13 protein-coding genes and 1 tRNA gene are annotated in these 13,291 nt (G+C 41.8%); 8 read left to right on the top strand and 6 right to left on the bottom strand.

The annotated features are described in order from the left end of the window. Window positions 1–3: 3 nt before the first annotated feature. Both PR808_RS01220 and PR808_RS01215 read right to left on the bottom strand, forming a co-directional pair. Window positions 4–627 (bottom strand): CDP-alcohol phosphatidyltransferase family protein, encoded by a 624-nt coding sequence (locus PR808_RS01220; RefSeq protein ID WP_206084139.1) that lies wholly within the window; start codon window positions 625–627, stop codon window positions 4–6. 245 nt (window positions 628–872) lie between these two features. After that, on the bottom strand, window positions 873–1,676 hold the full coding sequence (locus PR808_RS01215) for an AraC family transcriptional regulator (protein WP_206084140.1): 804 nt from the start codon (window positions 1,674–1,676) through the stop codon (window positions 873–875). Window positions 1,677–1,830: 154 nt separating this feature from the next. On the opposite strand from PR808_RS01215, the gene PR808_RS01210 reads away from it, so the two are divergent. The 5 genes from PR808_RS01210 to PR808_RS01190 all read left to right on the top strand — a co-directional run bounded on the left by PR808_RS01210 (window position 1,831) and on the right by PR808_RS01190 (window position 8,023). Next, window positions 1,831–2,781: a 4-hydroxyproline epimerase gene (locus PR808_RS01210; RefSeq protein ID WP_206084141.1), complete on the top strand. Its 951-nt coding sequence runs from the start codon at window positions 1,831–1,833 to the stop codon at window positions 2,779–2,781. Window positions 2,782–2,791: 10 nt separating this feature from the next. Next, entirely contained in the window at window positions 2,792–4,039 is a 1,248-nt protein-coding gene (locus PR808_RS01205; protein WP_272538495.1) for an NAD(P)/FAD-dependent oxidoreductase, read from the top strand. A 17-nt stretch (window positions 4,040–4,056) separates the two neighbouring features. Then, window positions 4,057–4,923, top strand: coding sequence for a 4-hydroxy-tetrahydrodipicolinate synthase (gene dapA, locus PR808_RS01200; protein WP_272538494.1), 867 nt, complete (start codon window positions 4,057–4,059; stop codon window positions 4,921–4,923). Window positions 4,924–4,933: 10 nt separating this feature from the next. Continuing rightward, window positions 4,934–6,418, top strand: coding sequence for an aldehyde dehydrogenase (locus tag PR808_RS01195; RefSeq protein ID WP_272538493.1), 1,485 nt, complete (start codon window positions 4,934–4,936; stop codon window positions 6,416–6,418). 87 nt (window positions 6,419–6,505) lie between these two features. After that, window positions 6,506–8,023, top strand: coding sequence for an alanine/glycine:cation symporter family protein (locus PR808_RS01190; RefSeq protein ID WP_272538492.1), 1,518 nt, complete (start codon window positions 6,506–6,508; stop codon window positions 8,021–8,023). A gap of 9 nt (window positions 8,024–8,032) precedes the next feature. Here the strand turns inward: PR808_RS01190 and PR808_RS01185 are convergent. Next, window positions 8,033–8,120, bottom strand: a tRNA-Ser gene (locus PR808_RS01185). A 336-nt stretch (window positions 8,121–8,456) separates the two neighbouring features. Here PR808_RS01185 and ghrA point away from each other — a divergent pair. Beyond that, entirely contained in the window at window positions 8,457–9,398 is a 942-nt protein-coding gene (gene ghrA, locus PR808_RS01180; protein WP_272538491.1) for a glyoxylate/hydroxypyruvate reductase GhrA, read from the top strand. 144 nt (window positions 9,399–9,542) lie between these two features. After that, the gene (locus tag PR808_RS01175) at window positions 9,543–10,100 is read left to right on the top strand and encodes a TorD/DmsD family molecular chaperone (RefSeq protein ID WP_272538490.1); all 558 of its coding nucleotides are present in this window, start codon (window positions 9,543–9,545) and stop codon (window positions 10,098–10,100) included. Window positions 10,101–10,303: 203 nt separating this feature from the next. On the opposite strand, the gene PR808_RS01170 is transcribed toward PR808_RS01175, so the two are convergent. Genes PR808_RS01170 through PR808_RS01160 form a run of 3 tightly spaced genes read right to left on the bottom strand, consistent with a single transcriptional unit; the run spans window position 10,304 to window position 12,323 of the window. Beyond that, window positions 10,304–10,864 carry a lipoprotein gene (locus PR808_RS01170; protein ID WP_272538489.1) on the bottom strand — a complete coding sequence of 187 codons (561 nt, stop codon included), beginning with the start codon at window positions 10,862–10,864 and terminating at the stop codon, window positions 10,304–10,306. A 38-nt stretch (window positions 10,865–10,902) separates the two neighbouring features. Then, window positions 10,903–12,108: a multidrug efflux MFS transporter MdtH gene (gene mdtH, locus PR808_RS01165; RefSeq protein WP_272538488.1), complete on the bottom strand. Its 1,206-nt coding sequence runs from the start codon at window positions 12,106–12,108 to the stop codon at window positions 10,903–10,905. A 44-nt stretch (window positions 12,109–12,152) separates the two neighbouring features. Then, complete coding sequence (locus PR808_RS01160) at window positions 12,153–12,323, bottom strand: hypothetical protein (RefSeq protein WP_272538487.1); 171 nt, start codon at window positions 12,321–12,323, stop codon at window positions 12,153–12,155. A gap of 349 nt (window positions 12,324–12,672) precedes the next feature. Between PR808_RS01160 and rimJ the strand changes: the two genes are divergently transcribed. Next, complete coding sequence (gene rimJ, locus PR808_RS01155) at window positions 12,673–13,260, top strand: ribosomal protein S5-alanine N-acetyltransferase (RefSeq protein ID WP_272538486.1); 588 nt, start codon at window positions 12,673–12,675, stop codon at window positions 13,258–13,260. The last annotated feature ends 31 nt before the right edge of the window (window positions 13,261–13,291 follow it).

Here is a 13,291-nt window from a genome sequence, read left to right as displayed (position 1 = left end):
TCCTTAATTATTATCCGAAGACGTGCGAAACTCATCCAATGCACGGCGGATACGGTTATAGCAGGTATAAAGCAGCAACAAAGATAGAATAATAAAGAGATAATTTATCCAATCAGCGAACAGAAGCTGAGGAAAAATACTCACGAATAATCCGAGAGCGCCAAAAATAAAGGCTCGGTCACTTTTCCCGATAGGGCCGTCATAGCGTCTTGACGCACCTATTGCTTGTGAGGTGACACCAATAAACTCAGTCAACAGTGAGAAAAATAAAATAAGCAAAATTAGCCAAATTGCATGGGGAAAAATAATAGCAAAAGGGAGGTATAACGCGACATCAGAAACGACGTCACCTAATTCATTGAGGATTGCACCTAATTGGCTTTTTTGATGATGTTCTCGTGCTAGCATGCCATCAATAGCATTGAGCGCCATGCGGATAAACAACACAAACGGCAATAAAATAAATAGATGTGGGTTTGGGAAGAAAAACAAAACCAAACCGACAATAATGGAGAGTAATAATGCAGCCAAAGTCACTTGATTAGCCGTGATCCCTGCATTAAATAATTTACTAACGATTGGGCGAAGTAGATCTTGAAATTTTGGTTTCAGATCATAAATGGTCATTTTTTATCCTTTTATATGACATGCAATAGTGTCTTACATTGGACATATCAATACGCTATTCATAAATAGCCGCAATAAGAGCTATCTTAAGTTAATTTATTTTACTTAGGCATATTAAGATCAAAGTAGGATGTTTTTTTCGATTAGTCTATTGAAATCAATGAGGAAATTAGCTTAATCAACAAAGATTAAACAAAGCTTGTTTTATACTCAGTAAGATTAGAGATGAACAATAAGATACCCGATCACGCGATTATTTTTTGCTTATCAAGTGTTGAACGCATACGCTTAAATTGGCTGGGTGTCATGGTGGTCATTTCTTTAAATTTGCGACAAAAAGCACTGTGATCAGTGTAAGCACATTTTATTGAAATATCTGTAATTGAATGGTCATCTTCTAATAACTCAATGGCATGTTCGAGACGCTTTTTTTGAATATATTGTTGCGGTGTAATTAAAAAAATAGCTTTAAATTGACGATTTAATTGTGAAAGTGAAAGTCCTGAAATATCCGCAAGTTTCGTTATTTTAATTGCAGTATCAAAATGGTCACTAATATAGCGTTCAACGAGGCTAAGTTGGTTATTTAATTTAGGACTAACAGATTTAATATCTTGTAAATCGACAGAAATCCCTGCTACACCAATTACTTGGTTTCGAGTATTAAATATGGGTACCTTTGTGGTTAAACACCAACCAAGTAACCCAGCTTTATAAAGATGTAACTCAAGCTTATTAATCACACTGATTTTCTTTTCCATCACAAGGTAATCTTGCGAACTGTAACTTTGCCCTAATTCAGCGTGAAATAACTCTTCTGCACTTTTACCAATTACGTCATTAATACCATTCTTTTTACAGCGAATCGCCAAGTTATCATTGGCAAGTAAATACCGTGCATTATGGTCTTTCACAAAAAAAGTGACATTAGGGAGTGTATTAATTAACGGCATGACTAAACCGAGATGGTTTAGTAAAACTTCAATGTTATCAACAGGAAAAAGCATATTTTCTTGGCTGATTAATAATAACTTATTTAAATTGATCATGCTGCGCCCCCAAATATTAAATTATTGTTACTAATTTTCTTAAATATTTTTAGATTGTGCAGAAAAACGCATAAGTTCGATGGAAAGATATCAAGATTGATTAACAAAAATCAAGCAATCTATTAACAAACCATGATTAATAGGGTGCTAATCAATGCGATCTGAATATTCTAAAATTGAAGTAATAGATTCCCATACAGCAGGGGAACCAACACGCTTAGTGATTGAAGGATTCCCTCAGCTAGGTGGTGAAAGCATGGCAATACGTTTGGCAATATTGCGTGATAACCATGACGAATGGCGAAGAACAACCATCCTAGAACCACGAGGCAATGACATTCTCGTGGGGGCACTATTATGTAAACCACAAAATCCGAAAGCCGCGGCAGGGGTGATCTTTTTTAATAACGAAGGGTACCTTGGGATGTGTGGGCATGGAACGATAGGTTTAGTCGCATCCTTGCATTTTCTCGGGAAAATTTCTTACGGAAAGCATTTGATTGAAACCCCTGTTGGGGATGTTACGGCGGAACTGCACAACGATGGCAGCGTGAGTATCCAGAACGTATATTCATATCGTTACCGTAAAGCAGTACAAGTTGATGTGCCTGATATCGGTATGGTCACAGGGGATATCGCCTGGGGGGGTAATTGGTTTTTTCTTGTAGAAAACTCACCTATTTCGATTGATTTTAAAAACGTTAAATTGCTAACAGACGTGAGTTTGAAAATTAAACAAGCACTTGTTGACCAAAAAATCTTTGGTAAGAATGACCAAGAAATTGATCACATCGAACTATTTGGTTCACACCCTAAAGCCGATAGCCAAAGTTTTGTGTTATGCCCTGGTGGTGCTTATGACCGCTCCCCTTGTGGGACAGGTACCAGTGCCAAATTAGCCTGTTTAGCTGCGGATAAAAAACTCGCAGCGGGAGAAATTTGGCACCAAGCGAGCGTGATTGGCAGTGAGTTTCAAGCGAGTTTCCAGCCCGCGGATGAAAACGGCATTATTCCTACAATTCGAGGAAATGCCTATATTAGCGGCCAAAATACGTTGCTGATTGATGCGCAAGACCCATTTCGTTTCGGTATTTCGGTTGCGTAAGGGGATGGCGATGAAGAGTCAATATTCAGTGATTGTTGTCGGCGGTGGAATTATTGGCCTAAGCATTGCGCTTACCGCACAAGCTAATGGTACCGACGTCCTGCTGGTGGATAAAAATGAAATTGGCTCTGGGGCGTCATTTGGTAATGCAGGGCATATTGCAACTGAGCAAGTTTTCCCCATTGCAGACCCTTCTGTATTGAAATCAATTCCGAAAATGTTGCTCGACCCACTTGGCCCATTACGTTTGGATTGGCGTTACTTATTACCACTAACACCGTGGATGTTAAAGCTAGTCGGTAACATGCGCCATAAGCCGTTTACCCACATTCACCAGACGTTAATGACGTTAAATAGTGCGGCTTTTGACTCGTGGCAAGCCTTTATTCAAAAATGGCAACTCAGCGACCTTGTTAAAATGCAAGGCTCATTATTAGTGGCTGAAAAAAAAGAAACACTCGAAAAGCTCCATCAACATGGTGAATCTCTACAAAACATGAATGTACACAACTTGGTTATCGATCAAACCGAGTTACTTGAGCGCGAACCTGCACTTGCCACGAATCAACTTGGAGGGCTATTTTTCCCAAATACTGGGCATGTGGTTGATTTATCAAAATTACATTCAAAACTTGCGCAGTCATTTGTTGAGTTAGGTGGAAATATACTGACCGACTGTGAAGTCATTGCGATATCTTCGACATCAAATAAAGAAGCCTCTATCACCACAACCCAAGGGAAATTTACAGGGCAAAAAGTGGTTATTGCAGGCGGCGCATTTTCTAAATCATTAGTCAAAATGGTCAGTCGTATTAATGTGCCACTTGAAACAGAGCGCGGCTACCATTTAATGCTACCTCAAGAACAAGGGCGGCTGAATATTCCCGTATCCAGCATGGACAGGCGTTTCATTATGACCCCGATGGCGGGTGGTTTACGCCTTGCTGGTACCGTTGAATATGCAGGGTTAAAGCGCCCTGCAAATATGCAGCGGGCTCGTCACTTTTTACCACTCGCAGCCCCAATGCTAAAGGCGCCATTAAATGATGCACAATCAACACCGTGGATGGGGTTTCGCCCATCAACATCAGATTCATTGCCTGTCATTGATAATGAAGGCCCGTATATTTTTGCATTTGGTCACCAACACCTAGGGCTCACACAGGCAGCAATCACGGCTGACCTTGTAAATAGTTTTATTCACGAGCAGCCGACTGTTATCGACTGCACCCCTTTTTCCATTGAGCGATTTCTATAATTTTAAGGAGAATTCAGATGAATTTTCATGGCATTCTTGTCCCTTTAGTTACCCCTTTTCATGACGATTATTCATTAAATATTAGTGCATTAGCTGATTTAACTGAAAAGCTTATTGACCAAGGCGTCACAGGGTTAGTGGTCTGCGGCACGACAGGGGAATACTACGCGTTAAATGAAGATGAGCGCAAAACCGTTTTATCAACCGTGAGCAAAATTGCGAAGGGGCGCGTAACGTTGATTGCAGGGATTAACGATCTATCAACGGAAGGTGCGATCGCGCGCGCAAAACAAGCAAAAGACCTTGGATATGAAGGTTTAATGTTATCACCACCACCGTATAGTTTGCCTGACCAACAAGGCGTGTACGGGCATTATAAAAAAGTTGCAGAGGCCACAACGCTGCCGATCATTATGTATAACTTCCCTGCACGCATTGGTATCGAAATTGAGTACGAAACTGTGGTTAAGCTGGCTGAAATCGACAACATAGTTGCCATTAAAGAGAGTAGCGGGGATTTCAGCCGTGCTTTACGCCTATTACAGACACCGTTTAACAACTTCGAGGTGATTTGTGGTTGTGATGACCAACCCGTTGATTTCTTCTTTTGGGGATCAAAAAGCTGGATAGCGGGTGCAGGCAATGTGTTCCCTGCTGAACAAGTCGCTATTTTTAAGGCGACACAAACAGGAGATTGGCAAGAAGCGAAAAGAATAATGAATGAAATATACCCAGGAATTTATTCCATGGAGTCTGGCGATTATAACCAAAAAGCCAAAGCAGGTTGCTTAAATGGCACGTTTAACGCAGGCCCTGTGCGTTTACCTTTAACTAATTTAGCCGTTGAAGCTAAAGACGAATTTGTCAAATTAGTGAAAAGGTAAGGTGGGGATAATGAAACTAAATCAACAGCAGGTTTTTGAACTCGCCAAGCAAGGAAAACTATGGGCGGGTAATTTAATTGATGGGGTGAATATTTCTCAACCTAAATTAGAAAACCGAACTCCCATTGACAATAGCCTTATTGGCTATATCGCTGACGGTGAAGCAAGAGATGTTGATGCTGCAGTAAAAGTTGCTCGAAATACCTTTAAAAGCGGTGAGTGGAGTGCACTTTCTCCTCAAAAACGCAAAGAGGTGATGCTCAAGTGGGCGGATTTAATTGCTGAACACAGCGAAGAACTTGCAGCACTTGATTGCATTGATGCGGGAAAACCCATTACCGAATGTATCAATACCGATATGCCAGCAACCGTTGAAACCTTTTATTGGTATGCCGAAGCGATTGATAAATTATTTGGAAAAATAGCACCAACAAGCCAACAAGAATTAGGGTTGATAGTTAGCGAGCCTATTGGGGTTGTGTGTGCGGTTCTACCCTGGAATTTCCCAGCTCAAATGTTTGCATGGAAAGTTGCGCCTGCGCTTGCTATCGGCAACTCTGTGATTGTGAAACCCGCGGAGCTAACGTCACTGAGTGCTTATCGAATGGTTGAGCTAGCTTATGAGGCAGGTGTACCGAAGGGGGCGCTCAGCTTAGTTTGTGGGCTGGGCGAAAAAGTGGGCGAAGCACTGGGACGTCACCCAGACGTGGATGTGGTGTCCTTCACAGGGTCAACCGAAGTGGGGCGCTTATTTTTAAAATACTCAGCGGAAAGCAACTTAAAAGAAATTGTTCTCGAATGTGGTGGCAAAAGTCCGCAGGTTGTATTTGAAGATGCCAACCTTGATGCGGCTGTTCCCCATATCATGGCCGCCGCCTTTTGGAATATGAGTGAAAACTGTAGCTGCGGTTCTCGCTTAATTGTGCATGAAAATATTAAACAAGCTCTGCTGGATAAACTGGCGATTGCAGCAAAAGAATGGAAAGTGGGTGACCCGAGGCAAGCGGATGTATCAATTGGGCCGATGGTTGAAAAAGCGCACTTTGATAAAGTGAAATCGTTTTTAGATATCACAAAGCAAGAAGGGGGGAAAATCGCTATTGGTGGTCGCGTTCACCATGAAATTGGTTCTGGGTGGTATATCGAGCCGACAATTTTCGATAATGTGACTTCAGATATGTCATTGTTTAAAGAAGAAGTTTTTGGCCCTATCTTAGCAGTAACCTCATTCAAAACGGAAGAAGAGGCAATTACGCTAGCCAATAAGACACAATATGGGTTAGCGGCCTCTTTTTATAGTCAAGACGTCCACCGAGCCATGCGCGTTGCTCGCCAAATTAGTGCGGGAACTGTCTCAGTCAATGGTTTTAGTGAAGGGAATATTACCATGCCATTTGGTGGTTTCCGTCAATCCGGTTTTGGCGGAAAAGACAATGGCCTAGAGGCTTTTGAACAGTATAGCCAAACCAAAGTTATCTGGTTTGTTCACCAATAAATAACGTTGACCTGAGTCTACAATGCTCAGGTTTTTTTTTACCCTGCAAACACACAATAAACAATTACAATAACGAAGGAGTACAAAATGGAAGCCATCGTTAATACCATCGTTGGTTACATATGGGGTAATGCACTGGTGTTTTTATCACTGGGCGTAGGACTCTACTTCACTTTAGCGACTCGTGGCGTGCAATTTCGCTATCTCATCAAAATGATTTGTTTATTAAAGGAAAATAAAGCATCAAAAGAGGGGATTTCTTCCTTCCAAGCTTTCTGTTTAGCATTGTCAGGCCGTGTTGGTGTTGGCAATATTGCGGGGGTTGCTACTGCAATAGCTGCTGGTGGGCCAGGTGCCATTTTTTGGATGGTAGTCATGGGGCTATTAGGTGGCGCGAGTGCCTTTATTGAATCTACACTTGCTCAAATCTATAAACAACGTTCAGATGGGCAATATCGCGGTGGTTCCCCTTATTATATTGAAAAAGGGTTAAAGTTGAAGCCGTTTGCCATCATTGTTGCCGCCGTAATTTGTTTATCTTACGGTGTATTAGTGCCAGGTATTCAGGCTAACACCATTGCTGACTCTTTCCAGACATCGTTTAACCTTCCTCCGATGGCGACTGGGGCGATTGTCACCGTATTAATGGCATGGCTTATCTTTGGTGGCGTGAAACGTATCGCAAGTGCAGCAGATAAAATCGTTCCCTTGATGGCGATAGCTTACTTGGTGATGATGGTGATTATTTTGGGCAGCCATTATGAAAAAGTACCAGCGATGTTTAATTTAATCTTCCAAAGTGTATTGGGTATGGATGCGGTATTTGGTGGGATTGTTGGAACCGCAGTATCATGGGGTGTTCGTCGCGCGGTATTTTCCAATGTGGCAGGTGCTGGTGAGGCAACATTTAGTTCAGCGGCTGCAGAAGTGAGTCATCCAGTAAAACAAGGACTTATTCAAGCATTCTCCATTTATATTGATACGGTTGTAGTCTGTACAGCATCAGGCTTAATGATCCTTGTCACCAATATGTACAATGTATTCCCCGATGGTTCTGCAACCGCGCTGGTGGAATATGTACCAGGTGTTGCAGCAGGAACCGCATGGACACAGATGGCGGTTTCTACCGTGTTTACCTCTGCGGGCTCAGGCTTTGTGTCGATAGCAGTATTCTTATTCGCATTCACAACCTTAATGGCTTATTACTATATTGCTGAAACAACCATTGTCTACCTTGACCGCAAACTTGCTTATCCTGTTTTAAAACTGATACTTAAGTTTGTGTTCTTAATTATTGTGTTTATGGGTAGCGTGCAATCAGTGAGCTTAATGTGGAGCTTAGGTGATATTGGGTTTGGTAGTATGAGTTACCTAAATTTAATTGCGATAGTGTTTCTTTCTAAACCTGCACTAAGAGCGCTGCGAGATTATGAACGGCAGGAAAAATTAGGTGTTGACCCTGTGTTCAGTCCAAAAGTTGCAGGGATAGAAAATGCAGAGTTATGGGAAGATATTAGCCGTGAATATCATGAGCGAGGTATTGGTATTGAGCAAAAGAATAATGAAAATAAAGGGAAACTACAGATAAAAGAAGAGGAAAACTAGTAGAAAAAATGGCGGTGAGGGAGGGATTCGAACCCTCGATACGTTGCCGTATACACACTTTCCAGGCGTGCTCCTTCAGCCTCTCGGACACCTCACCGTTTTTTCTAAATCCGTTGCAGACCAGAGAGAAATCCTGCTGTGCAACGGGGCGCTACTATAGGGAAAATAGCGTCTTGCGTCAACTCCCTATTGATTCTTTTTCTTACTTTTATGTCCGTTTAGCTAAATAAAAATCAATTTGTATAATATCTAATCTTAATTGTTGCTTGTTAAGATAAATCATTTTTTTAATGTTAATAAGAACTGCAAGGATTAAGCATAAAATTCGTTAGCTAGTTAACAAAATCCTCAACGAAAGTGATCTTGGTTGCGGTATGGACTTGAAAATAAACGTCATTGCGCACACTCTGTTAGAAACCTAAGAGGAGCTGCCATGAATATTTTATTTTACCATCCATTCTTTAATTCAGAACAATGGATTGAAGGAATGCGTGCTAGATTACCACAAGCTAATATTCGCCAATGGGAAAAAGGGGATAAGCAAAGTGCAGATTACGCTATGGTGTGGCTGCCACCCTATGAATGCCTTGCGGGGCGCAATGATTTAAAAGGTATTTTTGCATTAGGTGCAGGTGTGGATGCCATCTTAAAGCAAGAGCAAGATAAACCAGGTACACTCCCTGCGGGTGTCCCTGTGATGCGCCTTGAAGATACAGGCATGGCTATCCAAATGGAAGAATATGCCTGCGCAAAGGTCTTAGCATACTTTCGTCGTATGGATGAATATCGTCAGTTACAATCTCAGCGTCAATGGAAGCAACTGCCTGCTTATCAACATGAAGAGTTTGTGATTGGTGTCATGGGGGCTGGCGCATTGGGCCAAGCTGTTGCGAAGCGCTTAGTCAGCTTTGGTTTTCATGTCAGAACGTGGAGCCGTTCTGAGAAACAAATCCCTAATATAAAAAGTTATTATGGCAATGAGCAATTACCTGCATTCCTTTCGGGAACTCGTGTGGTCATCAATTTATTGCCAAGCACGCCAGAAACGGTTGGGATTTTAAATCAACAGCTGTTTAGCCAATTGCAACAAGGCGCTTATGTCATCAACTTAGCTCGTGGTGCACATTTGATAGAGCAGGATTTATTATCTGCATTGGATGCAGGACAAGTTGCTGGGGCTGCATTAGATGTGTTTGCGAGTGAGCCTTTATCCCAAATGCACCCGTTCTGGACGCATCCACGTATTGCGATTACGCCGCATGTGGCTGCATTTACCCAGCCGAAAGAAGCAATGGATATGATTGTCAGTAATATCAAGCGCATTGAAGCGGGGGAAGCGCCTGTGGGAGTGGTTGATATGGAGCGTGGTTACTAATTACATCTAAAAGAATTGCAAGCTACCTGCTTTTTGCTAGCTTGCAATTTTGTTGTGTTTTTCTTCTCTAATACGTTTCTTATTTTTTCGGTATACTGAGCTTAAGAGCTGAGTCGCAACTGAATTTTAAATAGGAAAACCCATATGAACGAATTCTCAATCGTCTGCCGTATTTTAGGCACATTATTCCAACGCAGCGCTGATGACGCTCTTGTTAAACCTCTTATGGATATGATTGCGCAGGATAAATTGAAAGCATCATGGCCTCTAGAGCAAGATGAATTGTGGGCACGTATGGCGAAAGGATTGGATATTAAAGCGATTAGTGCTGACTACCAAGCCATGTTTGTCGGTGAAAATGCCACAGTATCAATGCTAGCCAATGATTATGACGAAGAAGTCACAGAAGCTGAAATCCGTGAGTTTTTAACCGTTAGAGGCATGACCTTAACGGATGCGCCAGTGAGCACATTGGGGGCGTTATTATTGGCTGCTTCTTGGTTAGAAGATCAAGCCGCCGAAGATGAAACCGCGGCACAAGAAGAATTATTTGATAGCTACATTCTCAGCTGGTACGGCGCATTTTTAGGTAAAGTCGAAGCCCATGCCACGACGGCGTTTTATCGCACATTAGCCCAAATTGCCCGTGATGCCGTTATTGCGCTGCGCGATGAGTTAGATTCCGAGGCTAATGAGGACTAATTTGTGAGTGTTTTATCGGTAGCCAAACCTCATGACTTACGGAATGCAAAAAGGCCAACGAAAGGCTCTTATGTGACACTGTCACTTATATTCAAGAGCGATAATAAACAGTATTGATTAATATTTCTGATTGAATTAAAAAGGCAACAGATTTCTCTGTTGCCTTTAATGCTTTTCTCAATCAAAAAAATTTATGGTTAAAATTAATCCACTAATGGAATGACCAGTTTACCTGGTTTAATCTCAAGTCCCTTAGCCAATTTTTTGGCTGTTGCTTCTGCAGCGCCGTTATCTGGGTTGAGGACATAGACGGGCTGTGTTTCGAAGAAAGTTTCAAGGGAATTATTTAGATAAGGGATTACCGCAGACATGGCGGTATCCATGTTCTCTGGGGTGACTTTATAATTGCTTATATTCAATTCTTTTAAGTAGATAGACCCTGTTTTTGCATCAAAAATTGGGCGAGCCGTTAAGGTTAAGCTAATTTGCGCCTCTGCTTTTCCAATCAAAGAGTCTAACTTAACCGTAGCATCACCATTTAGGGCGATTTTACCTGGCTCACTACGGCCTATTTCAGATTTTAAATTCGCCAGTTGGATATCTGCATCAGCAAGCCCAGAAATCCCCACTTTGTGGTCATATTTTACTTTATTAGCAAGGTAGCTATTTATTTGGGACTCACTGATACTGAATTCAGATAATTGGCTACAGCCCGTTATTAGAGTGATAAAACCAATCATTGTGGCCAATAAAAATTTTTTCATAAAGACTCCTTTTACAGTAATACCGCTAGTTTAGCGCATTACTGCCCACTCAACATGACTGTTTCAATTTTTTTACGGTTAAATTGCTTATGTAACGCCCACAGAGTGACAAAACCGATTATCCCCAGTAAAAACCAAGGCAATTGAGGCATATTCCATTGGTGCCCAATATCATACATCCAACCACCACCCGTATAACCAACAGCACCACCTAGGGCAAGGCCGAGACGGCTAAAGCCCATATAACTGCCACGAGCTCGGGGATCTGCAAGTGAAGCACTTAGCGTTTCTCTAGCAGGATCGGCAGTCACGGTTCCTAAATAGAATAGACAAATTAAACCAAATAACATATTTAACGAAGTTGTCATCCCTATTGGGAACATACTTAAGCTCATTAAAAATAGGCCTGCCATTAACCGCTGCTCTAGGCGAAAATGTTTTTCACTCCAACGTGCAATGGGATAAAGCAAAGTGAGAGAAATCATAGCTTCAATGGCATACATCCATTTTACTGCCGTTGGTGTTCCAGCTAGCTCATTGACAACAATTGGGAACATTAACATCACTTGCACAGAAAGCATAAAGTAACCTGCTAAGGTCACAACATAGGTGACAAACCGTTTGTCTTTTAAAACACGGTTCATACCTTCTTTAATCGGAGTCCTTACCGTTGAAATACGATAAGCGGGGAGTAACCATGCATTACAGATGGCGGCAATGATAAACACCACGGCACCCACCCAGCAGACATAGTGGAAATCATATTGTAGCAGCCAGCTACCAATCAAAGCACCGATAACAGCACCAGCACTATCTTGCATCAATAAAAGTGAATAAAAACGGCCGCGTTCGTAGGGGCGAGTAAGTTTGATAACCAGCGCCGTTCTGGGGGGATCAAATAGCGTGCCACCAAGGGCAGAAAGCACACAAGATAGCCACAACACCCAAGGGTCGTAAGCGATTGCCATCAAAGCAAAGCCACTTGCTCGTAAAAGCATTCCAATAACAATCATAGGCTTAGCACCAAATCGGTCAGCAATTGCGCCACCAAAAATACCTAAGCCTTGTTGAACAAATTGCCGTAGGCCTAATGCGAAGCCTACCACTACAGCGGCCCAACCTAGTTGGTCAACAAATCGGATTGAAATCAACGGAAAAACGACAAAAAAGCCGAGGACAACTAACATGTTGTCGAGCAAAAGGAAATATTTACCAAGGCTTCTTGCCCGTGACACCTGTGCCATGACACACCATTAAAAAATTGCTAAGAGAGGATTGTTCCATAATGTTACTTATCAATAATATCAGTATAATAGAGAGCAATAGATGATATTTTTTTATCGAGGGTGGCATCGAGGATCGATGATTTATTTTTATCGATGCAATAGCCGTCATATTTTGCACCGCAGCGTTGTTGGCTACACTTAGCTTCCCTAATCACATACTTTTGTATGCTCATAGGGATAGCTGCGTTTGCCGCCTAGCTGCAATGCAAACTATTTAGGCTATTGAAAGAGTTAGCAAGAGAAGACGCTAAATCGTCATATTTTGCACCGCCGCGTTGTTGGCTACACTTAGCTCCCCTAATCACATACTTTTGTATGCTCATAGGGATAGCTGCGTTTGCCGCCTAGCTGCAATGCAAACTATTGAAGAATTGAAAATTGAGAGCAAGATAATTCATCTGTTTGACTGACTGATTTTAGATGCTCATCAATAATAGAGAATGCTACACTTTGCTATTTAGCTAACGAATAAATATGCACGGCTAGGGAATCTAGCTATTTTAAATTAATAAAGGGTTAACGATGTTTGGTTATCGCTCAAATGTACCGAAGGTACGCCTGATCACTGATAGAATGATTATTCGTTTGACTTATGAGCGAGATAATTATCGCCTAGCTGATTATTACAGCTTGAATAAAGACTTTCTTATCCCTTGGGAACCGACTCGAGATAACTCTCACTATCAACCCGCTGGCTGGCAAAATCGTTTGCAAGTGATGAATGAAATGCATCGCGAAGGTAGTGCTTATCATTTCCTACTATTAGATAAAGAAGAAAACGAGGTGATGGGAGTAGCAAATTTTAGTAATGTCCTGCGTGGCTCATTCCATGCGTGCTATTTAGGGTATTCTCTGGGCGAAAAATGGCAAGGGCAAGGCTTGATGTTTGAAGCGTTAACCCAAGTAACTCGCTATATGCAACAACATCAGAAAATGCACCGCATCATGGCAAACTATATGCCTCATAATATGCGTAGTGGTAATCTATTGGCCAAGCTTGGTTTTGAGCGTGAAGGCTATGCAAGGCAATACTTACAAATCAATGGTGAGTGGCGTGACCATGTATTAACTGCATTGACGGATAATTCTTGGGCAATGAATAAAGCGTAAACTCTTAATTTACTTTTCAATCGTAGTCAGT

It is taken from the genome of Providencia sp. PROV197 (assembly GCF_028479625.1).
Taxonomy (GTDB): domain Bacteria; phylum Pseudomonadota; class Gammaproteobacteria; order Enterobacterales; family Enterobacteriaceae; genus Providencia; species Providencia vermicola.
The sequence above is the reverse complement of the archived record's forward strand: the minus strand, read 5'-3'. Positions and strand labels throughout refer to the sequence as shown.